Consider the following 25,952-nt stretch of genomic DNA (forward strand, 5'->3'; position numbering starts at 1 on the left):
ACCGGTAGACGGCCACCGCCTACGCTGGAGCAATGCAGGGAGTGCTGAGCTGGTGGGACGGCGTCGAACTGTGGTTGTCCGGGCTGGGTTTCGTCGTTCAGACCATCATCGTGATGCCCGTGGTTCTGCTGCTGGCGTACGTCATAGCGGTGGTGATCGATGCACTCCTCGGCAATGGCATGCGACTGGTGCGCCGGGTGCGCCACGCTGACCGGCGGCAGGAGTGAGCGGGATGCCACGATCACGCGTCACGCTCGCCCTGGTAGTCCTGCTGGTCTTGATCATCGTGCTGTGGCTGGTCAACCGCTGATACCTCCGCTGGTCGTCCACCGGAACTCTGTTAAGCTTCGCGCCATGCATTCGGCGACCGGTTACGGCGAGGGCCACATCTTGGCCCTCATTGCCGTCGGTACCTTGGCCGTTGCTGATATTGCTTGTTGTCGCTGACACCCTTACCCGTCCGCGGTCTGGTGTCGGTGATGGTCGTTGACATTTCGTTGTCCAACATCGCCATTCCGTTGCGACGGGGCTCAATTCGCCCGTAACCCGCAATGAGAAAGGCAAGCAATGCCCAAGATTCATCTTCCCGGTCGCCGGTGGAGTACCGCTCTTGCGCTGGCGACGACCGCAACGATGCTCGCCGCCTGCGGCGGCGGGACCAGCGACGTTCCCGGTGGCGGCAACCAGCCGAAGGCCGACACCACCCTCACTCTGGTCGCGTACGCCGTGCCTGAGCCCGGCTGGAGCAAGATCATCCCGGCCTTCGCCGCCACTCCGGAGGGCAAGGGCGTCGCAGTGACGACGTCCTACGGCGCCTCAGGTGACCAGTCGCGTGGCGTGGTGGAAGGCAAGCCGGCCGACATCGTGAACTTCTCCGTCGAGCCCGATGTCACCCGCCTGGTCAAGGCCAACAAGGTGGCCGCCGACTGGAACAAGTCCACCACCCAGGGCATCCCGTTCGGTTCGGTCGTTTCTCTGGTCGTACGCAAGGGCAACCCGAAGAACATCAAGGACTGGGACGACCTGTTGCAGCCCGGCATCGAGGTGGTCACACCCAGCCCGCTGAGTTCGGGGTCGGCGAAGTGGAACCTGTTGGCGCCCTACGCCGCCAAGAGCAATGGCGGCCAGGACGAGCAGGCCGGTCTCGACTTCGTCACCAAGCTGGTGACCGAGCATGTCAAGACCCGGCCGGGTTCGGGCCGGGAGGCCACCGACGTCTTCCTGCAGGGCACCGGAGACGTGCTGATCAGCTACGAGAACGAGGCGATCAACACCGAGCGGCAGGGCAAGCCCGTCGAGCACATCATCCCGCCGCAGACGTTCAAGATCGAGAACCCGGTGGCGGTGGTGACCACCAGTGCCCACCTGGACAAGGCGACCGCGCTGAACAACTACCTGTTCACCCCGGAGGGCCAGAAGATCTGGGCGCAGGCCGGTTTCCGTCCTGTCGATCCGTCGGTGGCTGCTGATTTCGCCACCGACTTCCCGACGCCGCAGAAACTCTGGACGATCGCCGATCTCGGTGGCTGGAGCAAGGTGGATCCCGCACTGTTTGACAAAGACAATGGCACCATTACGAAGATCTACAAGCAGGCCACTGGATGACAGCAGCTATCGAGCCAAATCCTCAAGCGATCCGGCCCGAGCTCACCCCGAGTGAGCCGGGCGGGCCGTCCGGCTTCCTGGCCCGCAGGCACGGGACCACCAGCCTGCGGGTCGGTGCCGCGTCGATCTGGCTGAGCGTCGTCGTCCTACTGCCGCTGGCCGCGATCGTCTGGCAGTCGGCCAAGGGCGGCTGGCACGCATTCTGGGTGACCGTCACCTCCAACGCCGCGCTGGAGTCGTTCAAGGTGACGCTCACGATTTCGATCGGCGTCACCGTCGTCAACGCGGTGTTCGGGCTCCTGGTCGCGTGGGTGCTCACCCGCGATGACTTCCCGGGTAAGCGGCTGGTCGACGCTGTGATCGACCTGCCGTTCGCGTTGCCCACGATCGTCGCGAGCCTGGTCATGCTCGCGCTCTACGGGCCCAACAGCCCGGTCGACCTGCACCTACAACACACCAAATGGGGTGTGGGCGTTGCCCTTCTGTTCGTAACGCTGCCGTTCGTGGTGCGTTCGGTTCAGCCCGTGCTCCTCGAACTCGACCGCGAGGTCGAGGAGGCCGCCGCGTCGCTTGGCGCGACGAACTTCGTCATCTTCACCAAGGTCATACTGCCCGCGTTGCTGCCGTCGCTGCTGTCCGGCGCCGGTCTGGCGTTCTCGCGCGCGATCGGCGAGTTCGGCTCGGTGGTCCTGATCGGTGGAGCGGTACCGGGGGAGACCGAGGTCTCCTCGCAGTGGATCCGCACGCTGATCGAAAACGACGACCGGACCGGTGCGGCCGCCATTTCGATTGTGTTGCTGGTGGTCTCGTTCATCGTCTTGTTCATCCTGCGCGCCGTCGGTTCACGCGCCGCCAAGCGGGAGGAGCTGTCGGCATGATCCTGTCTCCACTGGTGCGCTTCCTGACGCGCTACATCGCGCTGGCCTACATCTTGGTGTTGGTACTGGTGCCCGTCGGCCTGATCCTGTGGCGCACCTTCGCGCCCGGCTTCGGTGCGTTCGTCGAAAACATCACCACGCCCGCAGCGATTTCGGCATTGCAGCTGTCGCTGCTGGTGGTGGCGATCGTGGTTCCACTCAACGTGATCTTTGGCGTACCGACCGCGCTGGTGCTGGCACGCAACAAGTTCCGCGGCAAGTCGGCGTTGCAAGCCGTCATCGACCTGCCGTTCGCCGTGTCGCCGGTGGTCGTCGGCGTGGCGCTGATCCTGTTATGGGGCAGTGCCGGACTGTTCGGGTTCGTCGAGAACAGCATCGGCCTGAAGATCATCTTCGGTCTCCCCGGCATCGTGCTGGCCAGCATCTTCGTCACCGTTCCGTTCGTGATCCGCGAGGTCGAGCCCGTTCTGCACGAGCTCGGCACCGATCAGGAGCAGGCCGCGGCCACCCTGGGATCCAGCTGGTGGCAGACGTTCTGGCGGATCACTCTGCCGTCGATCCGGTGGGGTCTGACCTACGGCATCGTGCTCACGGTCGCTCGCACCCTCGGTGAATACGGTGCGGTGATCATGGTGTCCTCCAACCTGCCCGGCACGTCACAAACCCTGACCCTGCTGGTCTCCGACCGCTACAGCCGTGGTGCCGAGTACGGCGCCTACGCCGTCTCGACACTCTTGATGGCCGTCGCGGTACTGGTCCTGGTCGTCCAGGTGATCCTGGATGCCCGGCGGGCCAAGGCGAGCGAGTAATCCCACTAGGAGAACGACTCTCATGACCAACGCCATCACCGTCACCGGCGCGAACAAGAGGTATGGCGATTTTGCCGCACTCGACAACGTCGATTTCGTGGTGCCTGCCGGGTCGCTGACCGCACTGCTGGGCCCCAGTGGATCGGGAAAATCGACGCTGCTGCGTGCCATCGCCGGACTGGACCAACCCGACACCGGCACCATCACGATCAACGGGCGTGATGTCACCAACGTGCCCCCGCAGCGACGCGGAATCGGATTCGTGTTCCAGCACTATGCCGCGTTCAAGCATCTGACCGTGCGCGACAACGTCGCGTTCGGACTCAAGATCCGCAAGAAGCCGAAGGCCGAGGTCAAGGCAAAGGTCGACGAGCTGCTCGAGGTGGTCGGACTCGCCGGCTTCCAAACCCGGTATCCCAACCAGCTTTCCGGTGGTCAGCGTCAGCGGATGGCGCTGGCCCGCGCGCTGGCCGTCGACCCCGAGGTGCTCCTGCTCGACGAGCCGTTCGGCGCGCTGGATGCCAAGGTCCGCGACGATCTGCGGACCTGGCTGCGGCGCCTGCACGACGAGGTGCATGTCACGACCGTGCTCGTGACCCACGACCAGGCCGAGGCGCTGGACGTCGCCGACCGGATCGCTGTGCTCAACAAGGGCCGCATCGAGCAGGTCGGCTCACCGACCGACGTCTACGACAGCCCGGCCAACGCGTTTGTCATGTCGTTCCTCGGCACGGTGTCGTCGCTCAACGGAATCCTGGTGCGCCCGCACGATATTCGGGTCGGCCGCAATCCGGAGATGGCCATCGCGGCGGGGGACGGCACAGCCGAGTCCACCGGAGTCACCCGTGCCACGATCGACCGGGTCGTGTATCTGGGCTTCGAGGTGCGCGTCGAATTGACCAGCGCCACCAACGGTGCCCCGTTCACCGCGCAGATCACCCGAGGCGACGCCGAGGCGCTGGGGCTGAAAGAGGGCGACACCGTCTACGTGCGAGCCACCCGGGTCCCGCCGATCGCCGGCGAGGTTCAGGTCGCGGCCAGTTAGGCTGCGACCCGGTTCGCCACCGCGACATCGAACCGGTCCAGGACCGTCTCGGCAACCAGTCGGTGCGCGCCCAGCGGGGCGACCATGGACAGGCCTGCGGCATCGGCGATCGCGGCCACCCGGTCGGTGATGCGGCCGGCCGCAATGAACCACGGCGCCACCACGATCCGCCGCGCACCGCGTTCGCGCAGCATTTCGATTCCGTCCTGTACCGACGGCTGGGGACCGGTGGCGTAGGCGACCTGCACTCCCGACCACCGGGTGCCGCGGCCCAACCTGTCGGCGAGCGCCGCGGTGCGGTCATTGGCGGCGGTACGGGAGGATCCCACCGCCACCACCAGCACGCCGAGTCCGCGCTCGAATTGATGAATCTGGTGCTCCGCCAAGCGTTCCCGCATGACAGCCAGCAGGCGCGGATCTTCGCCGAGCGTCTCGGCCTGGATCACGTCGGCGCCGGTTTCGGCGATCATCGCCGGGATGTCGACCCGGGCGTGGTAGGCACTCGCCAACAGCAGCGGGGCGACGACCGCCGGGCCGTCGAGTGTCCGTAGCACGTCAGTGAGGTTCGGGGCGTGTTTCTCGCAGAACGCAACCCGTACCTCAAGCTCGGGCCGCCGCGCCCGGATACGCTCGGCCACCGCGTACGTGGTCACCGCGGAGCGCGGATCGGCGCTGCCGTGCGCGGTGAGGATGAGCGTCACGAAACGTGAAGCCCGCATTCGGTTTTCGCCAGGCCCTGCCAGCGTCCGCTACGCGGGTCGGCGCCCTCGACCGGCTTGGCCGTGCACGGCGCGCAGCCGATCGACGGATAACCTTCCTCGACAAGCGGGTTCACCAGCACGCCGTTGGCCTGAATGTAGGCGTCCATGTCCTCATCGCTCCACGCGGCCAGCGGGTTGATCTTCACCAGCTTGAAGCCTTCGTCGAAGCTGATGAGCGGCGCGTTGGCGCGAGTGGGTGCCTCGACCCGCCGGATGCCGGTGACCCAGGCGGCGTATCCGCCTAGCGCCTTGCGCAACGGCACCACCTTGCGGAGCCGGCAGCATTCGCCCGGGTTGCTGGCGAACAGGTCCTTGCCCAGCAGCTGATCCTGCTCGGTCACGCTGTGCTCCGGGGTGACGTTCACGACGTGGATGTCGTACACCGCCTCGACCGCGTCGCGGGTACCGATCGTCTCGGCGAAGTGGTAGCCCGTGTCGAGGAACAGCACGTCCACGCCGGGGCGCACCTTCGAGGCCATATCGACCAGCACCGCGTCCTGCATGTTGGAGGCGACGACGTAGTCACCGCCGAAGTGCTTGTCGGTCCAGGCCAGCAGCTCCACAGCACTGGCATCGGCCAGCTCGGCAGCGCCTTGTGCCGCCAGCTCGCGAAGCTCAGCTTCGGTCACTCGATCCACCCCAATGCTCATCGCAATTCCTCTTCCTCTGCCCGGACAACCCACTGGGCGAAACGCTCGCCGTCGTTTCTTTGTTTCACGAAGTTGCGCACGACCCGCTCGATGTAGTCCCCGAGCTCAGTGGAGAGCACCTTGTGCTGACGCAGTTTGCGCCCGAATCCGCTGTCCAGCCCAAGGCTGCCGCCCAGGTGAACCTGGAACCCTTCCTCGGGGCCGTCACCGTCGTCGATCATCTGACCCTTGAAGCCGATATCGGCGATCTGGATCCGCGCGCACGAGTTGGGGCAGCCGTTGATGTTGACCGTGACCGGGACGTCGAGTTGGGAGTTGATGTCCTCGAGCCGCTTCTCCAGATCGGGCACCAGGCTCTGAGCGCGCACCCGGGTCTCGGCGAAACTCAGCTTGCAGAACTCGATTCCGGTGCAGGCCATCAGGTTTCGACGCCAGTGCGACGGGGTTGACGGCAGACCCAGGGCGTCGAGACCACTACGGAGCTCGTCGAGCTTGTCGTCTGCAACGTCGAGCACGATCAGTTTCTGGTACGGCGTGAACCGGACGCGGTTGGAGCCGACCGACTCGGCCAGGTCGGCGACCTTCGTGAGAATGGTGCCCGACACACGCCCCGCGATCGGTGCCACCCCGACCGCGTTGAGCCCGTTCTTGAGCCGCTGCACACCCACGTGGTCGATCGGGCGAACGACCGGCTCGGGTGCGGGCCCGTCCACCAGGGGCCGCTTCAGGTACTCGGTTTCGAGGACTTCACGAAATTTCTCGACGCCCCAGTCCTTGATCAGGAACTTCAGCCGCGCCTTAGCGCGCAACCGCCGGTAGCCGTAGTCGCGGAACACACTGACCACGGCCTCCCAAACGTCGGGCACCTCGTCGAGCGGCACCCACGCGCCGACGCGCTGTCCGAGCATCGGATTGGTGGACAGACCGCCGCCGACCCACAGATCGAAACCGGGACCGCGCTCGGGGTGGTTGACCCCGATGAAGGCGACGTCGTTGACCTCGTGCACCACGTCCTGCAGGCCGCTGATGGCGGTCTTGAACTTGCGGGGGAGGTTCGAGTACTCCGGCTTGCCGATGTAGCGCTTGACGATCTCGTTGATCGCGGGCGTGCCGTCGATGACCTCCTCGAGCGACTCGCCCGCCAGCGGAGAGCCAAGCACAACGCGTGGGCAGTCGCCGCACGCCTCGGTGGTCTGCAGACCCACTTCATCGAGGCGGCGCCAGATCTCCGGCATGTCCTCGACCCGGATCCAGTGGTACTGCACGTTCTCGCGGTCGCTGATATCGGCGGTATCACGGGCGAACTCCGTCGAAATGCCGCCGAGGGTACGCAGCGCGGCGGTAGTCAGAGCACCACCATCGCTGCGCACCCGCAGCATGAAGAACTCGTCTTCGAGCATGTCGGTGTTCTCGTCACCGGTCCAGGTGCCGTCATAGCCCGGCTTGCGCTGCGTGTACAGGCCCCACCAGCGCATGCGGCCGCGCAGGTCGGTCTTGTCGATGCTGGCGAAGCCCTGCTTGGCGTAGATGTTCTCGATGCGATCGCGGACGTTGAGCGCGTCGTCTTCCTTCTTGAACTGCTCGTTGGGGTTCAGCGGCTCGCGGTCGCCGAGCGCCCACTGGCCCTCACTGCGCGACTTGGGCGCCTTTGTCGGCTGACTCATGAAATGTGCTCCTCGATGTCAAGGAGCTGGCGTTCGAATCGCGCGAATCCACCGGTGAGCTGTTTTCCGGCGGCGCAGATCCGGTCGGCCAGCTGAGGTACAGGTGGGCGGGTCTACGGCGTCAAGCCAGACAACAACAGGTACAGACGCGCTTGAAATCCACATGCCGCCGAGCCACCAGTGCCACACGGCGCAGGTTCTGGGGGGCGGACATGCGAGCCATTGTGCCACGAACGGCGTCGATAGCTCTAACCGGGCCAAATTTTGGCTCGCGGTGAGCAAAAGTCGGCTCTGCGACACTGGAGCGATGTCGGTCCGTCCCGCCCCGGCCGCCCTACCGGAACTCGCCCTGACGCCCGGCACGGCGTTCGGCATCTATGTGCACGTGCCCTTCTGCGCCACGCGGTGCGGGTACTGCGACTTCAACACCTATACGGCCGCCGAGCTCGGCGGCGCATCGCCGAAGGGCTGGCTGACCGCGCTGCGCTCGGAACTGGAGCTGACCGCCGCCATGCTCGGGGAAGTGCCTGTCGACACGGTCTTCGTCGGCGGCGGCACCCCGTCGCTGCTCGGGGGCGAGGGCTTGACCGCGGTGCTCGACGCAATCCGCGCCAGCTTCACCGTGGCCGCGCAGGCGGAGGTCACCACCGAGGCCAACCCGGAGTCGACGTCGCCGGCGTTTTTCGCCGAGATCCGCGCCGCCGGCTACACGCGGGTGTCACTCGGCATGCAGTCGACCGCGCAACGGGTGCTGGCGGTGCTGGACCGGACCCACTCGCCGGGACGGCCCCTGCAGGCCGCTGCGGAGGCGATGGCGGCCGGCTTCGAGCACGTCAACATCGACCTCATCTACGGCACACCGGGGGAGTCCGACGACGATCTGGCGCGTTCGGTCGATGCCGCGCTGAGCACCGGCGTCGACCACATCTCGGCCTACGCCTTGGTGGTCGAGGATGGTACGGCGCTGGCCCGCCGGGTGCGCCGCGGCGAGATCGAGGAACCCGACGACGACGTGCTCGCGCACCGCTACGAAATGCTCGATCAGCGGTTGGCGGCGGCGGGGCTGAGTTGGTACGAGGTGTCCAATTGGAGTCGTCCGGGCGGTGAGTGCCTGCACAACATCGGCTACTGGAACGGTGGGCAGTGGTGGGGTGCGGGTCCCGGAGCCCACGGGTTCGTCGGTGACACTCGGTGGTGGAATGTCAAGCACCCCAACACTTATGCCGAGCTGCTGGCTGACGGGCGGCTGCCGGTGGCAGATTTCGAGCGTCTCGATGCCGAGGCCCGTCACATCGAGAACGTGCTGCTGGGAATCAGGTTGCGCACCGGGTTGCCGGTCGCCGCGCTGACCGAGTCCGAACAGTTGCGCGCGGGCCGGGCGGTGGACGACGGGCTGCTGACGCGGACCGGGGAGCGGTTGCTGCTCACCGACCGCGGCCGGCTGCTGGCCGACGCCGTGGTGCGCGACCTCCTCGACGACTGAGGGCCGGACGCGGCAAGGCCGCGGGGGAGCCTTGGGGGGTAGGCACATCCCGCGGCCTTGCCCGGCATACCTGCCGGTTAGCCCAGCGCCCACATCGGGATGCCGTTGTACCCGAACGCCTGCTGAGGCGACATGACCGGAGGTGTGGCGTGAATTCTTGCGTGGCCCTGCTTCTGGCACATGGTGGCGCCACCCCTGTCCATGCAGTCCATCGGGTTGGGCGATGCGCCTGCGCTCGGCGCGAGGCTGACGGCAAGCGCCGCGGCACCGGCGGCGACGAGCGGGGCGAGGTGGCGGAGTTTGATCGTCATTGATCGTCCTTTCTTCTTCCGGGAGAGAAACCTTGGGGGGATTAGGTTTTCGTTGACTCTGCCCGATAACTCAACTCTATGTGCTGCCGGCGAGCCAGTCACGGAGTTCATATCAGAGTCAAATCTATTGACGGCCAATTGAACTCAATCATCGGACAGCAATCCCGTTGGTCTGCAACGACAGGGCAGGGGTGGGCTCGACATGCAGAACTTGGGCACTGCCGATGTCGTAGAACAGGCCGATGACCTTCAGCCGGCCCTGCTGATGCAGATCGCGGATCAGCGGGTGACGCACCAGGGTGTCCACCTGGACGGCAACACTGACCATGCTCAGCTGGTCGGCAGTGTTGAAACCCTGATCGGCGGCCGATTGCGCGATCGGGTGCCGACCCTCGTCGAAGGCGTCCAGGGCCGGTTGGGCGTACTTCAGCCAGGACCGGAGGTGTTCCTCGCCGGGTGGGTGCTGCGCGGTGACGCCCTGTTCCCGCAGCGCGGCATGCATTGCGCCGCAGCCGGAATGACCGCAGACGACGATCGACGACACGCTCAGCCTGCCCACCGCGAAGGCGATCGCCGCTTCCACAGAATGGTCGTGCTGGTCGGCGGGCACCAGGTTGCCGACGTTGCGCACGGTGAACAGGTCACCCGGCCCGCTGCTGGTGATCGCATTGGGCACGATCCGTGCGTCGGTGCACGTGATGAACAGTGTCTCGGCCGTGTTCGTGTGCGCCAATTTCTCCATGTGCGGCCGTATTTGGGGAGCGGTTCTGCGGTGGTAGACCTCGAGGCCGTCGAGAACCGACTGGGGCGGGGTGTCGCGCCGTTCGTGGCCGTTGGTGGTCAGCGGGTCCTGCCACGAACTCCACGGCACGATGCCGAGCCGCTTGTCGATCATGCTGAAGGCGCGCTGCGGCGGCCCGTCCAGTGCGCTGCTCAGTTCGACAGAACCGACTTCCTGCACCAGAACGGTGCCGCCCGAGGCTTCGTGCTGGCGTTGCCAGTCCTCGATCACCTGGTGTGCAGCGTGGTCGATGAAATCCACCGAAATCTCCAGTGTGACGCGCACACCGGGTGGCACCGACGCCAGTGTCTTGTGCAGCTGGGGCAGCGACAGGAACGTGGCCGAGCCTTCGACGGCGACGCGCCAATCGTTGTTGTCGTCGTCATCATCGGCGGGCTGGGCATGGATCCTGGCGCGCGCCACCCGCCAGACGGTCAGCACAACCGCCAGCGCCAGCCCGAGCAGGACGCCTTCGAGCAGGTTGAGGAAGACCACCCCGGTGATCGTCACCAGATAGACCGCGATATCGCCGGTTCGGCGTGCGGTCTTGATGTGGCTGAGCTTGACCAGCTGAATGCCGATGACGATCAGCAGCCCGGCCAACGCTGCGGTCGGGATCTGCTGGGCCAACCCGGCGAACGGCAGCGCGAAGACCAGAACCCACACACCGTGCAGCATCGCCGACGCGCGGGTCTTGGCGCCGGCGGTCACATTGGCCGAGCTGCGGACGATCACACCCGTGATGGGGAGTCCGCCGACCGCACCCGAGACGACGTTGGCGGCGCCCTGCCCCACGAGTTCGCGGTTCAGATTCGACCGCGGGCCGTCCTGCATGCGGTCCACGGCAACCGCGGTGAGCAAGCTCTCGACGCTGGCGATGAGGGCGACGGTGATTACGCCCGTCGCGAACGCGCCCCAGTTGCCGTCCGGCAGGCCCGGCGGCTTCAACGCATCGAGCAGCGAACCGTTGAGCTGAATGCGCGGCACATTCATCGCGAACAGCACCGACACCGCGCTGGCGACGACGATCGCGACCAGAGGTCCGGGCACTTTGCGAATTTTCGCGGGCATCCAGCGCCAGCTCACCAGGATCCCGATCACCAGCAGCCCAACGGCCAACCCGGCGTGATCAGCGGCAAGCAGCTGACCGGGCAGTTCGGTGATGTTGCGCAAGGCCGAGCTCTCGGAGCTGCCGCCCAGCAGGACGTGGACCTGCTGAAGTGCGATCGTGACGCCGATACCGGCCAGCATGGCGTGCACCACCATCGGTGAGATCGCCAGCGCTGCTCGGCCGACCCGGCTGACCCCCAGAAGTACCTGGAGGATGCCTGCGCAGACGGTGATGGCACAGGTCACGGCCCAGCCGAATTCGGCCACCAGGCCCGCAACGATCACCGTCAGTCCGGCGGCGGGACCGCTGACCTGCAGCGGCGATCCGCCCAGCGCGCCGGCAACCACACCGCCGACGATCGCCGCGATCAGCCCCGCCAGTACCGGTGCATCGGAGGCGATGGCGATACCCAAGGACAGCGGTAAGGCCACCAGGAACACCACCAGCGAGGCCGGTAGGTCGTAGCGCAGGAGGGTGGACATCCTGCCCGGGTCTTGCGAACCCTCAAGTGGCGCAGTTGAACGCTGCAAGGCCAGACTCCTGTCTGCGTGTGCGAGATCTATTAATTGACAGTCGATTCACGAACCGCACCGCCGAGGCGGAACGAATTCACAAGCGCGACAGTAGGTGTGGTGACAGATCGCCTTCAAGGAATCCATACCGGATCCATATCTGCGGACACTCGGTGCGGCCGAGTTGTGACCGAAATGTGTCGCGTCTAACAGATGATTGCGGAATGCTCTGGCCGCGAACGCAATACGACAACGTCTTAAGCAGGACTGCGACCGGGCAAGATATGAAACAGATATGGGGTCCATGACAGATTCATGTGTTTTCACCAGAATCGAAGTATGGCTATCCCGGTCGCACCGTCGACGTCTCGTCCCCTCCGCCCCCGTCAGGCCATCCTCGGTCAGCTTCCGCGCATCTCCCGCGCCGATGGTTCGCCCATCCGCGTGCTGCTCGTCGACGACGAGCCGGCGCTGACGAATCTGGTCAAGATGGCCCTGCACTACGAGGGCTGGGAAGTGGAGACCGCGGGCGACGGCCGTGACGCCTTGTCGAAGTTCCGGGAGTTCGAGCCGGATCTGCTGGTGCTGGACATCATGCTGCCGGACACGGACGGACTGCAGATCCTCAAGATGACGAGGGAGACCGAGGGCTATACGCCGACGCTGTTCCTGACGGCGCGGGACTCGGTGATGGACCGCGTGACGGGGCTGACTGCGGGTGCCGACGACTACCTGACCAAGCCGTTCAGTCTGGAGGAGCTGGTCGCCCGGTTGCGGGGTCTTCTGCGGCGGTCCAAGGCCACCACCGCGCCCGAGGATGAGGTGCTGAAGGTGGGCGATCTGGTGCTGGACGGCCCGAGCCGTGAGGTCACCCGGGGTGACGAGCAGATCTCCCTGACCACCACCGAGTTCGAGCTGTTGCGTTACCTGATGCGCAACCCGCGCCGTGCCGTCACCCGCGCCGAGATCCTCGACCGAGTGTGGAATTACGGCTTCGGCGGCCGGTCCAGCATCGTCGACCTCTATATCTCCTATCTGCGCCGCAAGGTCGACGCCGGACGCGAACCGATGATCCATACGGTGCGCGGCGTCGGCTACATGCTGCGACCAGAGCGGTGAGGCCGTCCACCCACGGCGAGAGGCGGTGGCGTCCGCGATCGTTACGCCGGCGCCTGGTCATCTGGGTATCGGCGATCAGCAGCGTCGCGATGATCGCCATCGGCGCGGTCGCGGTGATGAGTCTGCGCGACGAGGCGATGAGTCTGGCCAACAGTCAGGTGTCCAATTCGCTTGCCGCGTTTAGCTATTCGTATGCCAAGGCCAAGCGGTACGGCGACATCGAGCAGCTGCCCGAAGACGGCAGCGGCGGCCACGGCGACCTGGATGAGTTCCCCGGCCAGGGGCCCGGCACCGTGATCGCACTGCTGCGCGACGACCGGGTGGTGTATGCCAGCGCGTTCACCGACGGTGAACCCGTCCCGGCTCCGCCGGATGCTCTGCGCGCGTTGGAGCGGATCGACTGGGGTGACGGCGACCCGCAGACCGTCGAGCTCGGCGACATGGGTTCGCACCGGGTCGGGCACAGTGACTATCCCGGTGGCGAGCGACTGGTGTCGGCGGTGTCGCTGGATCTGGCGAACAAGACCGTCGCGGGCAAAGGCCTGACCGTGGTGTTGCTGGTGGTACTCGCCGTCGCGGTGACCGGGCTGGGAACGATGATCGTGGTGAACTACGCGCTTCGCCCCCTGCGGCGCGTCGCCGACGTCGCCGGCCAGGTCGCCGCCCTCCCGCTGGATGCCACCGACTATCGGATCACCGCCCGGGTGAACCCGGCCGACACCGACCCGGCCAGTGAAATCGGCGTCGTCGGCCATACCCTCAACCGGCTGCTGACCAATGTCGATTCCGCGCTCGCCGAGATCGCGGCGTCCGGCCGGCGAACGCGCCAATTCCTCACCGACGCCAGTCACGAACTACGCACACCGCTGGCCTCGATCCTCGGCTACGCCGAACTGACCCGCCAGGACAGCGACTCGCTGCCGCCCACCACCGAGTACGCGCTGGCCCGCATCGAGGCGGAGTCCCGCCGGATGGCGTCGCTGGTGGCCGACCTGCTGCTGTTGTCGCGGCTCGACGAAGGCGGTGACCTGGAGCTCGAAGACCTCGACCTGTGCGACGTGGTGGCCGACGCCGTCAACGACGCTTCGGTGACCGCGCCGGAGCACCACTTCGTGATCGATCTGCCCGAGCATGCGATCTGGGTTCGCGGCGACCGCGCCCGACTTCACCAGTTGCTGGCAAATCTGCTCGGCAACGCCCGGGTGCACACCCCGGCGGGAGTCACCGTCAGCACATCGCTGTCCACCGGCAGCGACGGGTGGGTGGAACTCGTCGTCAGCGACGACGGACCCGGTATCCCCGAGGAGATCATGCCCAACCTGTTCGGCAGATTCGTCCGCGCCGACAAGTCGCGGTCCCGGGAGCTGGGCTGCAGTGGACTCGGTCTGGCAATCGTGCTGTCGATCGTGGAAGCGCACGGCGGCACGGTCACCGCGCGATCCCGTCCGGGCAGAACGCAATTCACGGTGCGCCTGCCTGCGGGGCGTCAGCTGGCCGAGAACTGGTCGGCTACGCCGCCGTCCATGTCGTAGACCCGTGCGTGCAGGACGGTGCGATTACGCAGCGCGGCCCGGACCGCCCGGTGCAGGCCGTCCTCGAGGTAGATCACGCCGCGCCAGCGGACCGCGTGCGGGAACAGGTCGCCGTAGAACGTCGAGTCTTCGGACAGTAGGCGGTCCAATGCCAGCACGGTCGTGGTGGTGACCAACTCGTCGAGGCGGATCTGTCGCGGCGGAATCTGCGACCAGTCGCGGTAGGAGAGGTTGTGCTCGGGGTAGGGCTTGCCGTCCCGAACGCCCTTGAAGATCATCGGGCCGTCGTCCCTGCAGACCGACCCCGCGTCACCATTCGAGCAAGGCTAGTCGCTGGTGGCCGGAACGTCAGCGGTGGGCGAACATCCGTACGCCCACGAGCCGAGCCGGTGGCACTCCGAGTGCGTGGGTGCTAAATGTGCTGTTGGTGTCCGTAAAATGGAGACGACTTGGAGGTGTACCAGATGGGAAGTGCTGACGACCGCCGATTCGAGGTGCTCCGGGCCATCGTCGCCGACTTCGTGGCGACCAAGGAACCGATCGGTTCCAAAGCCCTCGTCGACCGCCACAACCTGGGTGTATCCAGCGCAACGGTGCGCAATGACATGGCGGTACTCGAAGCGGAGGGCTACATCGCACAGCCCCATACGAGCTCGGGCCGAGTGCCCACCGAGAAGGGCTACCGCGAGTTCGTCAACCGGATCGACGACGTCAAGCCGCTGTCGGCCTCCGAGCGCCGGGCGATCCTCCAATTCCTGGAATCGGGGGTCGACCTCGACGACGTGCTGCGCCGTGCGGTGAAGCTGCTCGCCCAGCTGACCCGGCAGGTCGCGATCGTCCAATATCCGACGTTGTCCACCTCGACGGTGCGGCATCTGGAGATCGTGGCGTTGACGCCGGCCCGGCTGCTGATGGTGGTGATCACCGACTCCGGCCGGGTTGATCAGCGCATCGTTGAGCTGGGCGACACCATCGACGACCACCAGCTGTCCCAGTTGCGCGAATTGCTCGGACAAGCGCTGGAGGGCAAACGCCTGGCGGCGGCCTCGGTCGCGGTCGCCGACCTGGCTGCTCGGCTGGACGGTTCGGGCGGGCTCGGCGATGCCGTCGGCCGGTCGGCCACCGTGCTCCTCGAGTCGTTGGTGGAGCACAATGAAGAACGTCTGCTGATGGGTGGCACCGCCAACCTGACCCGCAACACCGCCGACTTCGGCGGATCGCTGCGCTCGATCCTCGAAGCCCTCGAGGAACAGGTTGTGGTGCTTCGCCTGCTGGCCGCGTCACAGGAAGCGGGTAAGGTCACGGTGCGCATCGGCCAGGAAACCGAGGCCGAGCAGATGGCCGGAACATCGGTGATCAGCACGACCTACGGCAGCTCGGGCACCGTGTACGGCGGCATGGGTGTTTTGGGACCCACCAGAATGGACTATCCGGGAACTATCGCCAACGTCGCAGCAGTTGCGATGTACATCGGCGATGTCCTAGGACACCGAGCCGGCTAGCCGGCGGGGAATTCGAAAGGTCAACAGTGGCACGGGATTACTACGGCCTGCTCGGGGTGAGCAAAGGCGCCAGCGATCAGGAGCTCAAGCGCGCCTATCGAAAGCTGGCCCGCGAATACCATCCCGACGTCAACCCCGACGAAGAGGCCCAGCACAAGTTCAAGGAGATCAGCGCCGCCTACGAGGTGCTCTCCGATCCGGAGAAGCGGCGCATCGTCGACCTGGGTGGCGACCCGCTGGAAGGCGCCGCAGCGGGAGCCAACGGCTTCAGCGGCTTCGGCGGATTGGGTGACGTCTTCGAGGCGTTCTTCGGTGGCGGTGGCGCGGCGCGCGGCCCGATCGGCCGGGTGCGGCCCGGATCGGACTCCCTGCTGCGGATGCGCCTGGATCTCTCGGAGTGCGCGACCGGGGTGACCAAGCAGGTGACCGTCGACACCGCCGTGCTGTGTGATGTGTGCCAGGGCAAGGGAACTCACGGCGACTCCACGCCTGTTGCCTGTGACACCTGCGGCGGGCGCGGCGAGGTGCAGACAGTGCAGCGTTCGCTGCTGGGTCAGGTCATGACCTCGCGGCCCTGCCCGACCTGCCGCGGCGTCGGCGAGGTCATTCCCGATCCCTGCCACCGCTGCGCCGGCGACGGGCGGGTGCGTGCGCGCCGCGACATCAGCGTGAAGATTCCGGCCGGTGTCGGCGACGGCATGCGGGTTCGGCTGGCCGCGCAGGGTGAGGTCGGCCCTGGCGGCGGCCCGGCAGGCGACCTCTACGTCGAGGTTCACGAGCAACAGCACGACATCTTCGTCCGCGACGGCGACGACCTGCATTGCACCGTGTCGGTACCGATGGTCGATGCCGCGCTCGGCACCTCGGTCACCGTCGACGGCATCCTCGACGGGCTCACCGAGATCGCCATCGCACCGGGCACCCAACCCGGTTCGGTGACCACGCTGCGCGGGCACGGGATGCCGCATCTGCGGTCCGGTGTGCGGGGTGATCTGCATGCGCACATCGAGGTGACGGTGCCCGGCAAGCTCGACGCCCGGGCCAGGGAACTGCTCGCCGAGTTCAAGACCCGCAGCCATGCCGAACCGGAGGTCAAGTCCACGCACGCCGTGGCAGGCAACAACGGCGGACTGTTCAGTCGGCTACGCGAAACATTCAGCGGCCGTTAGGCTCCGGCTTCCGTGGCCGACACACTGTTTTACGCCGACGCCATTCCGATGGTGGGGCAGCGGGCTGCCGTCGACGGCGACGAGGGCTTTCACGCCGCCACGGTCCGGCGCATCCGGCCTGGCGAGAAACTCGTCCTGTCCGACGGTGACGGCACGCTGGCCCGCTGCGAGGTGGTCGAGACCGGCAAGCGCGGATTCTCGGCGCAGGTGCTGGAGCGCTGGGCCCTTCCGCGCCCGCGTCCGGCGGTGAGCGTCGCGCAGGGCATTCCGAAGTCGGAGCGCTCAGAACTGGCGATCGAGCTGGCCACCGAGGCGGGCGCCGACGACTTCGTCGCCTGGCAGGCCGACCGGTGTGTGGCGCGCTGGGACGGTGAGCGCGCCGAGAAGGGCCTGCGCCGCTGGCGCGCGGTGGCCCGCTCGGCGGCCAGGCAGTCGCGGCGCGCCTACATCCCGTCGATCGACGGCCCGATGTCGACGAGCGCGCTGACGGGTGTGGTTGCCGAACGCGCCGCAGCCGGTGGGTTGGTGCTTGCACTGCACGAATCTGCCGACCGCCCGCTGGCCGAACTGCCGGTGGCCCAAGCGGATTCGATCATGCTGATCGTGGGCCCCGAAGGTGGGATCAGCGATGCCGAACTCGCCCGGCTGGGCGATGCGGGTGCCACGGCGGTCCGGCTCGGCCCCACGGTGCTGCGCACCACGACCGCCGCCGCGGTGGCGCTGGGCGCGCTCGGCGTGCTCACCGACCGCTGGTCGACCGGCTGAGTCAGGCCGGATCGGGCCGGGCTGCCAGGCGCGCATAGATCGACGCCGCCTCGGCGCGGTTGCTGGCGTGCAGCTTCCGAAGTACCCGCTTCACATGGGATTTCACCGTGCCGGGGGTGATCACCAGTTCATCGGCGATCTGCTGGTTGGTGCGCCCGTCGGCCATCAACCGCAGCACCTCGGCTTCGCGGCGGGTCAGCATCTCGTGCACCCGCGATTCCACTTCCGCCAGCCGCCGGCTGGCCGTGCTGCGCTCGGCGGGCTCGACTTTGCGCAGTTCCAGGTCGGCGTCCTGGAGGGCCTGGGCGGCCTGCTCGGCGGTGGCGAGCGCGTTGCGCACGTCGGCGTGCTGGCGCCGCATCCGCTCCATCAGCACGGTCCGCTCGAATGCGTAGCCGAATCCCTCGGCGAACGCCCACACGGTGTCGCGGTCGATCTCGTCGACGGTGCGCCCGGAGTACAACCGGTCGGCGTGCAGGAAGCCGATCACCCGTCCGGTCGGCATCACGGGTGCCGCGACATAGGAGTGGGTCAGCGAGAAGTCGATGATCGGGCGGTTGACCCGCGGATCGTTGCGGGCGTCGCGCACGATTTCCGGTGCGTGCCTGCGGATCATCTGCGTCTCGAGGAGCATGTGGTCCAGCGGCGGGGCGACGGACTGGGCGAACGCGACCATCTTCTCGGCGCCCTCGACGTCGTCACCGAAGTAGGCCGACTCCATCACCATCTTGCCCTCGTGCACCCGGAACAGAACCGCGCGGTCGAAGCCGCACGACTCGACGAGCTCACGCGGCGCGCGGTCGACGATCTTGGCGACCTCGTCGATGCCACGTAGTTTCGACAAGCCTTCCTGCACCCGCAACAGCGCCAGCGTCCGGCGCCGGGCGCTGTCCTCGATCAGCTGGCGCTCCAGCAGGGACAGGTCGAGCACGGCTTCCAGCGCGGCGAGCGCGTGTTCGTCGCCGAGCGCTTCGAGCGCCTCGCGGACCAAGGCGGCCTGCGCGTCGACGGTGTCGGCGACCGCCCGGACCGGGTCGTCGGTAGGTTCGACGATCCCGAGCCGGCAGGCCTCGTCGTAGCGGCGGGACACCGCACTGACCGGCGGGGCTTTGGATGCCCAGCCGGGGTGGTTGCCGTCGATCAGCGCGGTCACGGGCAGACAGTCGGTGGGAGTGGTCACAGTGAGGCGATGCTCTCACCGCGATCGAGGCGCTGGTGGCAAAACCGCTCGGTCGGGAGCGCAACTGACCTCCATCGGGAGATCGACCAGGCTCAGACGAGCAATGAGGCTGTTCGCATGACCTCGACGACGGCCTCTGCCCTGCATCTGCTCACCACCGCGGAGGGGATCGCGAACCCGTATCCGCTCTACGAGCAACTGCGCGATTCCTCGCCGGTGGCGGGCTACCGGGACTGGCCGCCGGGCACGGTGCCCGGCGCCGACGAACCGGTCACCGCGTGGGCGTTGTTCCGCTACGACCAGGTGCTCGCGGCGGCGCGGGACAGCGAGACGTTCTCGTCGCGCGACCCGATCCAGGAGGCGTCGTCTGCGCCGAGCCTGATGCTGGTCAACACCGACGCGCCCGCGCACACCGCCGAACGCAAACTGGTCAGCCAGGCATTCTCGCCGCGGCGTATCCGGCGGCTCGAGAGCTGGCTGGACGAACTGGTGCCGATCCTGCTCGTCGAGTTCGACGACCGCACCGGCGACGGCGATCGCGATGTGATGGAGTTCGCCGATGAGGTGCCCACCCGGGCGATGGTGCGCCTGCTGGGTCTTCCCGAAGGCGACCACGTGCGATTCAAGAACTGGGCTAACGCGTTCATGCTGTCGTCGACGATGACTCCCGAAGAGCGGATGGCCAGCAACTTCGAGATGGTCACGGCGTTCACCGAGCGTGTCACTGAAAAGCTTGCGCGCGTTGACGATTCACAGGACATCGAGGATGCCGAAGACCTGATATCGGCGCTGCTGCGGGCCGAACTCGACGGCCAGCGGCTCACCCCGGAGCAGGTGGTGCGGTTCTGCGTCACGCTCGTGGTCGCCGGCAGCGAGACGACGACCTATCTCATCGGAAGCGTTCTCGATGCGATGGCGCGCGAACCCGCGGTGACCGCCCGGCTACGGGCCGACCGTTCGTTGCTGAGCACGTTCATCGAGGAGGTCGCGCGGCTCACCGGGCCGAACCGGCTGTTCCGCATCGCGACCCGCGACGTCGAGATCGACGGCGCCACGATCCGCAAAGGGGAGTGGGTGGCATTGTTCTTCGGCTCGGCCAACCATGACCCGGCAGTGTTCGAAGATCCCGCGCGCCTGGACCTGGACCGGCCCAACATCCGCCAGCATCTGGCGTTCGGCCATGGCCTGCACTTCTGCCTCGGAGCGCCACTGGCCCGGCTGGAGGTGCTGTCGATCGTCAATGCGGTGCTGGACCGCTACTCGGTGATCGGCCTGTCCGAGGAACCCGCCGAGCGGCAGACCGCCAGCCTGCTCACCCATGGCTTCGTCCGTCTGCCGATGCAGCTGAGCCGATGAGCGAGACCACCAATATCGCCGTCACCCGGGCCGTTTACGCCGCGGTCCCGGCCGGTGACCTGGCGACGGCGCTGAGCCATATGGATCCGGAAGTCCGCATCACCTACTACGGCAGCGACGCCATCCCGTACGCCGGGGACTACCACGGCATCGACGCGGCAGGAGAGTTCTTCAGCACCGTGGGCGCCCACATCGAGATCGTGGCGATGGAACCGTGGCTGTTCATCGGCGACGGCGACAACCTGGCGGTCTGGGGTCACCAGAAGTTCCTGCGGACGGCGACCGGGCACACCTGGGAGTCGGAGTTCGCCCACATCATCACGCTGCGCGACGGCAAGTGGCTGCACTTCCGGGACTTCATGAACTCGGCGCTGACCCATCAGGCGTTCACCCCGACTGTGGGTTAACCAGTGGGAGGTGCGGCGCTCGGACGGTAAACTGGTGTTTCCACCTAACCGGGACCCAGGAAGCAGGCTTCGAAGACCACGTGACGCCCCGCGAGACGACCGCTGCCTCGCAAGTGCGCAGCAGCATGACTGTTCCGCCCGACCTCGTCGTGGGCCTGCTGGGTTCCGCTGACGAGAATCTGCGCGCACTCGAACGCAGCCTCTCGGCCGATGTCCATGTTCGAGGCAACACCATCTCCCTGTCCGGCGAGGCGGCCGACGTCGCGATGGCCGAACGGGTGATCTCCGAACTCATCGCGATCGTGGCCGGTGGTCAGACGCTGTCCCCGGACGCGGTGCGCCGCAGCGTCGGGATGCTGACCGGAGCCGACAACGAGTCACCGGCCGAGGTGCTGACGCTCGACATCCTGTCCCGGCGCGGAAAGACGATTCGGCCCAAAACGCTCAACCAGAAGCGCTACGTCGACGCCATCGACGCCCACACGATCGTGTTCGGTATCGGTCCCGCGGGCACCGGCAAGACCTACCTGGCCATGGCCAAGGCGGTCAATGCGCTGCAGACCAAACAGGTCACCCGGATCATCCTGACCCGGCCTGCGGTGGAAGCCGGTGAGCGCCTTGGGTTTCTGCCCGGCACGCTGACCGAGAAGATCGACCCGTACCTGCGGCCGCTCTACGACGCGCTGCACGACATGATGGATCCCGCCGCCATCCCGAACCTGCTGAGCACCGGGGTTATCGAGGTCGCGCCGCTGGCCTTCATGCGTGGCCGCTCGCTCAACGACGCGTTCATCATCCTCGACGAGGCGCAGAACACCACCGCCGAGCAGATGAAGATGTTTCTCACCCGGCTGGGGTTCGGCTCCAAGATCGTGGTCACCGGTGACATCACCCAGGTCGACCTGCCGGGCGGCGCCAAGTCCGGTCTGCGGGCGGCGATGGACGTCCTCGACGGTATCGACGACATCCATTTCGCCGAACTCACCAGCGCCGACGTGGTGCGCCACCGCCTGGTGTCGGAGATCGTCGACGCCTACGCCAAGGCCGAGCAGCCGGCGCTGATGAACCGCTCGCAACGTCGCTCGACGCGGCGCTAGGGGCATCTCACATGACCATCGAGGTATCCAACGAATCCGGCCTCGACGTTTCCGAAGAGGAACTGATCAGCGTCGCGCGCTTCGTGATTCGTCGCATGGACGTCAATCCGGCCGCTGAGCTGTCGATGGTGTTGCTGGACAGCAACGCGATGGCCGACCTGCACATGCGCTGGATGGACCTGCCCGGTCCCACCGACGTGATGAGCTTCCCGATGGACGAGCTCGAGCCCGGCGGTCGCCCGGATGCGCCCGAGCCGGGCCCGTCGATGCTCGGCGACATCGTGTTGTGCCCGCAGTTCGCCGCCGACCAGGCCAGCGCCGCCGGCCACAGCCTCGGTCAGGAACTGGCTCTGCTGACCGTGCACGGCGTGCTGCACCTGTTGGGCTACGACCACGCCGAGCCGGACGAGGAGAAGGAGATGTTCGACCTGCAACGCACCCTGCTCGAAGAGTGGGTGGCCGAGCAGGTCGAGGCATACCACCAGGATCGGCAGATCGAGAAGGACCGTCGGCTGCTCGACAAGTCACAGTTCTTCGACGAACCGTGACGGGGTGGAGTGCGCTGCTCGGTGCGATCGCGCTGATAGCGCTGGGCGGTCTGTTCGCCGCGATCGACGCCGCCATCAGTACCGTGTCGATTGCGCGGGTCGAGGAGTTGGTGCGCGACGAGCGGCCCGGCGCCCTGCGGCTGGCCAGGATCATGGCCGAGCGGCCGCGCTACATCAATCTCGTTGTGCTGCTGCGCATTGCGTGCGAGGCGGCCGCGACGGTCTTGCTGGTCGCGTTCCTGTGGGATGACCTCGGCCTGACCTGGGGTCTGGTGGCGGCGGCGGGCATCATGACGGTCGCGAGCTTCGTCGCGATGGGGGTCGGCCCGCGCACCATCGGCAGGCAGAACGCCTACACCATCGCCTTGACGTCGGCGGTCCCGCTGCAGGCGATCTCGGTTCTGCTCACTCCGATCAGCCGGCTGCTCATCGTGCTCGGCAATGCGCTGACCCCGGGACGCGGCTTCCGCAACGGGCCGTTCGCCTCCGAGATCGAGTTGCGTGAGGTGGTCGACCTGGCGCAGCAGCGCGGTGTGGTGGCCGACGACGAACGCCGAATGATCCAGTCGGTGTTCGAACTCGGCGACACCGCCGCGCGTGAGGTGATGGTGCCGCGCACCGAGATGGTGTGGATCGAGAACGACAAGTCCGCCAGCCAGGCGACGTCGTTGGCGGTGCGCAGTGGCTATTCGCGAATCCCGGTGATCGGGGAGAACGTCGACGATGTGGTCGGCGTCGTCTATCTCAAAGACCTTGTGCAGCGCACCTATTACTCGTCGGACAGCGGCCGCGGCACCAAGGTGGCTGACATCATGCGCCCGGCTGTGTTCGTCCCTGACTCCAAACCACTCGACGAGCTGTTGCGCGAGATGCAGCGCGACCGCAACCACATGGCCTTGCTGGTCGACGAGTACGGCGCCATCGCCGGCCTGGTCACCATCGAGGATGTCCTGGAGGAGATCGTCGGCGAGATCGCCGACGAGTACGACACCCGCGAGGTGGCGCCCGTCGAAGAATTGGGCGACAACAGGTTCCGGGTGTCGGCTCGGCTGCCGATCGAGGACCTCGGCGAGCTGTACGACGTCGAGTTCGAGGAGGACCTCGACGTCGACACCGTCGGCGGTCTGCTGGCCCTCGAACTCGGCCGGGTGCCGCTGCCCGGCGCCGAGGTCGTCTCACATGGGCTGCGGCTGCAGGCCGAAGGCGGCCGGGACCACAGAGGGCGGCTTCGCATCGGCACCGTGCTGGTCAGCCGGATCGAGCCGGAAGGACACGACGAGGATGACTGACGCCGCTGAGAATGAATTTCGGTCCGGTTTCGTCTGCTTCGTCGGCAGGCCCAATACCGGCAAGTCGACGCTGACCAACGCACTCGTCGGCACCAAGGTGGCGATCACCTCCAATCGACCGCAGACCACCCGGCACACCATTCGCGGCATCGTGCACCGCGCCGACTTCCAGATCGTCCTCGTCGATACCCCTGGGCTGCACCGCCCGCGCACGCTGTTGGGCAAGCGGCTCAACGACCTGGTCCGCGACACCTATTCCGAAGTGGACGTTATCGGCCTGTGCATTCCTGCCGACGAGAACATCGGACCGGGTGATCGATGGATCTACGAACAGATCCGCGACGTGGCCCCCCGCACGACCCTCGTCGTCATCGTCACCAAGATCGACAAGGTGTCCAAGGAACGGGTCGCCGAGCAGCTGATCGCCGTGCACGAATTGGTCGGCGACACTGCAGCCGAGATCGTGCCGGTGTCGGCGACGCGCGGCGACCAGGTCGACATCCTCATCGATGTGCTGGCCGGCCAGCTGCAGCCGGGCCCGGCGTTCTACCCCGACGGGGAGCTCACTGACGAGCCCGAAGAAGTGCTGATGGCCGAGCTCATTCGCGAGGCGGCGCTGGAGGGCGTGCGCGACGAGTTGCCGCACTCCCTGGCGGTGGTGATCGAGGAGATCGAGGAACGGCCCGACCGCGACGACCTCATCGATGTGCACGCCGTGCTGTACGTCGAGCGGGACAGTCAGAAGGGCATTGTGATCGGCAAGGGTGGCGCTCGGCTCAAAGAAGTCGGGACAGTGGCCCGTACGCAGATCGAGAAGCTGCTCGGCACCAAGGTGTATCTCGATCTGCGGGTCAAGATCGCCAAGAATTGGCAGCGTGACCCCAAACAGCTTGGCCGGCTTGGCTTTTAGATCTCGGTGGGTACCGGGGTGTTCCACCAGATCTCGGGTTGCTTGTTGGCCCACCCGTTGATGGCCTCCAATTCGGCCGCCAGGGAGATCAGCAGGGGCTCACTGTTGGCCGGGCCCATCAGCTGCACGCCGATCGGCAGTCCGTCAGAGGTGAATCCAGCCGGGACACTGATCGAGGGCCAGCCCAGCAGATTCCACGGGAACGTCACCGGGCAGGCCGCGATCATCGCGCGGTCGGTGCCCATCGGCCCCAGGCGGTCGAACCTGCGGGCCGGGGGAGGCGGCTGCGCGGTCGTCGGCGCGAGCACGACGTCCACGGACCGGAAGATAGCCCCGACGCGGCGGTGCAGCCTCGGTTCGCTGGCGCGGGCGCGTCGCAGCATCGACCCCGACAGCAGCCGGCCCACCCGCATGTTGGACTCGGTCCGGGGGTCGAAGGTGACGTCGCCACCGAGCCGGTCGGCCCACTCCAGCAGCCCGGCGGTGGAGCGGGGCAGGAACGTCAGCGGCAGCCGCAGGCCGTAGTTGGGGTTGCCCGCCATGACAGTGTGGCCCAGCAGGCCGAGTTGCTCGGCGATGGCGCTGAGCGCGACCCTGATCTCGGGATGCAGCCTGGCGGGAAAGAACGTGAACGGAAAGCGCGTCGACAGCGCGATCTTCAACGGTCCGGGGGCGGCCCCGACGGAGTCGGACATCCGTACCGGCGGTGGCTTGAAGGGGTCGTCGTCATGGTTGCCGGAGGCGGCGTCGAGGACGAGCGCGGCGTCGGCCACGGTGCGCGCCAGCACACCGTTGACGGTGATCCCGTTGAACGGGTCATGAACCGGCCAGGTCGAGATGCGGCCGCGCTGCGGCTTGATACCCACCAGGTGGGTCCAGGCGGCCGGCACCCGGACACTGCCTGCGCCGTCGGAACCGATGGCGGCGGCGACCAGGCCCGCAGCGACGGCGGCGGCGCTGCCACCCGACGAGCCGCCGGGAGTGTGCTTGCGCGACCAGGGGTTACGGGTGTGGCCGAAGGCGGGGCCGCTGGTGAACGGCCATTGACCCAGTTCACAGCAGTTCGTCTTGCCGACGATGACCGCGCCCGCCTCGCGCAGCCTGCGGACCACTTCGGAGTCGTGCGCCGCGGGGCGCACGGGTCCCGCGGTTCCGAAGGAGGTGGGAACGCCGGCGATGTCGACGTCGTCCTTGACCGCGATGGGGATGCCCAGCAGCGGCGCCTGCTCCCCGGCGGCCCGGCGGCGGTCGGCGTCAGCCGCCTCGGCCAGTGCGCTCTCGGTGAGCACCACCCGGAACGCGTTGAGCGTGGACTGGCTGGCGGTGATCGCGCGCAGCGACCGGCGGACCAGTTCGGCGGACGTGACCGTGCCGCTGGCCAACTGATAGAGCTGCTCACCGATGGTCGGAAACCGCGGTGGCCTGCCCAGACTCCGGTGAGCTGTCATGGCGACGTAGAGACTAACGG

General features: G+C 66.9%; 27 protein-coding genes. 18 read left to right on the forward strand and 9 right to left on the reverse strand.

Features of this window, described 5'->3' with window-relative positions:
• Positions 1 to 32 precede the first annotated feature (32 nt).
• The 6 genes from BST42_RS21570 (at position 33) to BST42_RS21590 (ending at position 4,337) form a co-directional block, all read left to right on the forward strand.
• Positions 33 to 227 carry a hypothetical protein gene (locus BST42_RS21570; protein ID WP_036344442.1) on the forward strand — a complete coding sequence of 65 codons (195 nt, stop codon included), beginning with the start codon at positions 33 to 35 and terminating at the stop codon, positions 225 to 227.
• A 127-nt stretch (positions 228 to 354) separates the two neighbouring features.
• Positions 355 to 447 carry an Ms4533A family Cys-rich leader peptide gene (locus BST42_RS30455; protein WP_353961514.1) on the forward strand — a complete coding sequence of 31 codons (93 nt, stop codon included), beginning with the start codon at positions 355 to 357 and terminating at the stop codon, positions 445 to 447.
• Between the two features lie 120 nt (positions 448 to 567).
• Entirely contained in the window at positions 568 to 1,605 is a 1,038-nt protein-coding gene (locus tag BST42_RS21575; RefSeq protein ID WP_083121366.1) for a sulfate ABC transporter substrate-binding protein, read from the forward strand.
• Complete coding sequence (cysT, locus tag BST42_RS21580) at positions 1,602 to 2,483, forward strand: sulfate ABC transporter permease subunit CysT (protein WP_083121367.1); 882 nt, start codon at positions 1,602 to 1,604, stop codon at positions 2,481 to 2,483. Before BST42_RS21575 ends, cysT begins: the two co-directional genes overlap by 4 nt.
• On the forward strand, positions 2,480 to 3,292 hold the full coding sequence (gene cysW / locus BST42_RS21585; protein WP_083121368.1) for a sulfate ABC transporter permease subunit CysW: 813 nt from the start codon (positions 2,480 to 2,482) through the stop codon (positions 3,290 to 3,292). Before cysT ends, cysW begins: the two co-directional genes overlap by 4 nt.
• Before the next feature lie 22 nt (positions 3,293 to 3,314).
• Entirely contained in the window at positions 3,315 to 4,337 is a 1,023-nt protein-coding gene (locus tag BST42_RS21590) for a sulfate/molybdate ABC transporter ATP-binding protein (RefSeq protein ID WP_207569550.1), read from the forward strand.
• Here the strand turns inward: BST42_RS21590 and BST42_RS21595 are convergent.
• The 4 genes from BST42_RS21595 to BST42_RS30460 all read right to left on the reverse strand — a co-directional run bounded on the left by BST42_RS21595 (position 4,334) and on the right by BST42_RS30460 (position 7,635).
• Positions 4,334 to 5,038 carry a sirohydrochlorin chelatase gene (locus BST42_RS21595; protein ID WP_110918712.1) on the reverse strand — a complete coding sequence of 235 codons (705 nt, stop codon included), beginning with the start codon at positions 5,036 to 5,038 and terminating at the stop codon, positions 4,334 to 4,336. The genes BST42_RS21590 and BST42_RS21595 overlap by 4 nt on opposite strands.
• A complete protein-coding gene (locus BST42_RS21600) occupies positions 5,035 to 5,748 on the reverse strand; it encodes a phosphoadenylyl-sulfate reductase (RefSeq protein ID WP_083121371.1) in 714 nt (237 codons plus the stop codon). Before BST42_RS21600 ends, BST42_RS21595 begins: the two co-directional genes overlap by 4 nt.
• A complete protein-coding gene (locus BST42_RS21605) occupies positions 5,745 to 7,412 on the reverse strand; it encodes a nitrite/sulfite reductase (RefSeq protein WP_083121372.1) in 1,668 nt (555 codons plus the stop codon). The genes BST42_RS21600 and BST42_RS21605 overlap by 4 nt, the downstream gene beginning before the upstream one ends.
• 121 nt (positions 7,413 to 7,533) lie before the next feature.
• The gene (locus BST42_RS30460) at positions 7,534 to 7,635 is read right to left on the reverse strand and encodes an Ms4527A family Cys-rich leader peptide (RefSeq protein WP_353620050.1); all 102 of its coding nucleotides are present in this window, start codon (positions 7,633 to 7,635) and stop codon (positions 7,534 to 7,536) included.
• Between the two features lie 84 nt (positions 7,636 to 7,719).
• Between BST42_RS30460 and hemW the strand changes: the two genes are divergently transcribed.
• A complete protein-coding gene (hemW, locus tag BST42_RS21610; protein ID WP_083121373.1) occupies positions 7,720 to 8,895 on the forward strand; it encodes a radical SAM family heme chaperone HemW in 1,176 nt (391 codons plus the stop codon).
• Positions 8,896 to 8,972: 77 nt separating this feature from the next.
• Here hemW and BST42_RS21615 read toward each other — a convergent pair whose 3' ends face one another.
• Together BST42_RS21615 and BST42_RS21620 are read right to left on the reverse strand one after the other, a co-directional pair.
• Positions 8,973 to 9,206, reverse strand: a complete 234-nt coding sequence (locus BST42_RS21615; RefSeq protein ID WP_083121374.1) for a hypothetical protein — start codon at positions 9,204 to 9,206, stop codon at positions 8,973 to 8,975.
• Positions 9,207 to 9,354: 148 nt separating this feature from the next.
• Complete coding sequence (locus BST42_RS21620) at positions 9,355 to 11,580, reverse strand: SulP family inorganic anion transporter (RefSeq protein ID WP_083121375.1); 2,226 nt, start codon at positions 11,578 to 11,580, stop codon at positions 9,355 to 9,357.
• 369 nt (positions 11,581 to 11,949) lie between these two features.
• Between BST42_RS21620 and BST42_RS21625 the strand changes: the two genes are divergently transcribed.
• Together BST42_RS21625 and BST42_RS21630 are read left to right on the forward strand one after the other, a co-directional pair.
• Positions 11,950 to 12,729, forward strand: coding sequence for a response regulator transcription factor (locus BST42_RS21625; protein WP_083121376.1), 780 nt, complete (start codon positions 11,950 to 11,952; stop codon positions 12,727 to 12,729).
• A gap of 89 nt (positions 12,730 to 12,818) precedes the next feature.
• Positions 12,819 to 14,261: a sensor histidine kinase gene (locus BST42_RS21630; RefSeq protein ID WP_083121377.1), complete on the forward strand. Its 1,443-nt coding sequence runs from the start codon at positions 12,819 to 12,821 to the stop codon at positions 14,259 to 14,261.
• On the opposite strand, the gene BST42_RS21635 is transcribed toward BST42_RS21630, so the two are convergent.
• Positions 14,216 to 14,539 carry a type II toxin-antitoxin system VapB family antitoxin gene (locus tag BST42_RS21635; RefSeq protein WP_083121378.1) on the reverse strand — a complete coding sequence of 108 codons (324 nt, stop codon included), beginning with the start codon at positions 14,537 to 14,539 and terminating at the stop codon, positions 14,216 to 14,218. The two genes, BST42_RS21630 and BST42_RS21635, sit on opposite strands and share 46 nt — an antisense overlap.
• A gap of 186 nt (positions 14,540 to 14,725) precedes the next feature.
• Between BST42_RS21635 and hrcA the strand changes: the two genes are divergently transcribed.
• Genes hrcA through BST42_RS21650 form a run of 3 tightly spaced genes read left to right on the forward strand, consistent with a single transcriptional unit; the run spans position 14,726 to position 17,697 of the window.
• Positions 14,726 to 15,763 carry a heat-inducible transcriptional repressor HrcA gene (gene hrcA / locus BST42_RS21640; RefSeq protein ID WP_083121461.1) on the forward strand — a complete coding sequence of 346 codons (1,038 nt, stop codon included), beginning with the start codon at positions 14,726 to 14,728 and terminating at the stop codon, positions 15,761 to 15,763.
• Positions 15,764 to 15,789: 26 nt separating this feature from the next.
• A complete protein-coding gene (gene dnaJ, locus BST42_RS21645) occupies positions 15,790 to 16,932 on the forward strand; it encodes a molecular chaperone DnaJ (protein ID WP_083121379.1) in 1,143 nt (380 codons plus the stop codon).
• 12 nt (positions 16,933 to 16,944) lie between these two features.
• Entirely contained in the window at positions 16,945 to 17,697 is a 753-nt protein-coding gene (locus tag BST42_RS21650) for a 16S rRNA (uracil(1498)-N(3))-methyltransferase (RefSeq protein ID WP_083121380.1), read from the forward strand.
• A gap of 1 nt (position 17,698) precedes the next feature.
• Here BST42_RS21650 and BST42_RS21655 read toward each other — a convergent pair whose 3' ends face one another.
• Complete coding sequence (locus tag BST42_RS21655; RefSeq protein ID WP_083121381.1) at positions 17,699 to 18,877, reverse strand: LuxR C-terminal-related transcriptional regulator; 1,179 nt, start codon at positions 18,875 to 18,877, stop codon at positions 17,699 to 17,701.
• Between the two features lie 117 nt (positions 18,878 to 18,994).
• Between BST42_RS21655 and BST42_RS21660 the strand changes: the two genes are divergently transcribed.
• From BST42_RS21660 to era, 6 genes are all read left to right on the forward strand, one after another.
• Entirely contained in the window at positions 18,995 to 20,233 is a 1,239-nt protein-coding gene (locus tag BST42_RS21660) for a cytochrome P450 (protein ID WP_083121382.1), read from the forward strand.
• Positions 20,230 to 20,640 (forward strand): nuclear transport factor 2 family protein, encoded by a 411-nt coding sequence (locus tag BST42_RS21665; protein WP_083121383.1) that lies wholly within the window; start codon positions 20,230 to 20,232, stop codon positions 20,638 to 20,640. The genes BST42_RS21660 and BST42_RS21665 overlap by 4 nt, the downstream gene beginning before the upstream one ends.
• Positions 20,641 to 20,720: 80 nt before the next feature.
• Positions 20,721 to 21,737, forward strand: coding sequence for a PhoH family protein (locus BST42_RS21670; protein WP_083121384.1), 1,017 nt, complete (start codon positions 20,721 to 20,723; stop codon positions 21,735 to 21,737).
• An 11-nt stretch (positions 21,738 to 21,748) separates the two neighbouring features.
• Positions 21,749 to 22,285: an rRNA maturation RNase YbeY gene (gene ybeY / locus BST42_RS21675; RefSeq protein ID WP_083121385.1), complete on the forward strand. Its 537-nt coding sequence runs from the start codon at positions 21,749 to 21,751 to the stop codon at positions 22,283 to 22,285.
• Entirely contained in the window at positions 22,282 to 23,574 is a 1,293-nt protein-coding gene (locus tag BST42_RS21680) for a hemolysin family protein (protein ID WP_083121386.1), read from the forward strand. Before ybeY ends, BST42_RS21680 begins: the two co-directional genes overlap by 4 nt.
• Positions 23,567 to 24,484, forward strand: a complete 918-nt coding sequence (gene era / locus BST42_RS21685; RefSeq protein ID WP_083121387.1) for a GTPase Era — start codon at positions 23,567 to 23,569, stop codon at positions 24,482 to 24,484. Before BST42_RS21680 ends, era begins: the two co-directional genes overlap by 8 nt.
• Here era and BST42_RS21690 read toward each other — a convergent pair.
• A complete protein-coding gene (locus BST42_RS21690; protein WP_083121388.1) occupies positions 24,481 to 25,932 on the reverse strand; it encodes an amidase in 1,452 nt (483 codons plus the stop codon). The two genes, era and BST42_RS21690, sit on opposite strands and share 4 nt — an antisense overlap.
• Between the last annotated feature and the right edge of the window lie 20 nt (positions 25,933 to 25,952).

Origin of the sequence: Mycolicibacterium rhodesiae, from assembly GCF_002086695.1 — a bacterium.
In the GTDB taxonomy this organism is placed as follows: Bacteria; Actinomycetota; Actinomycetes; order Mycobacteriales; family Mycobacteriaceae; genus Mycobacterium; species Mycobacterium rhodesiae.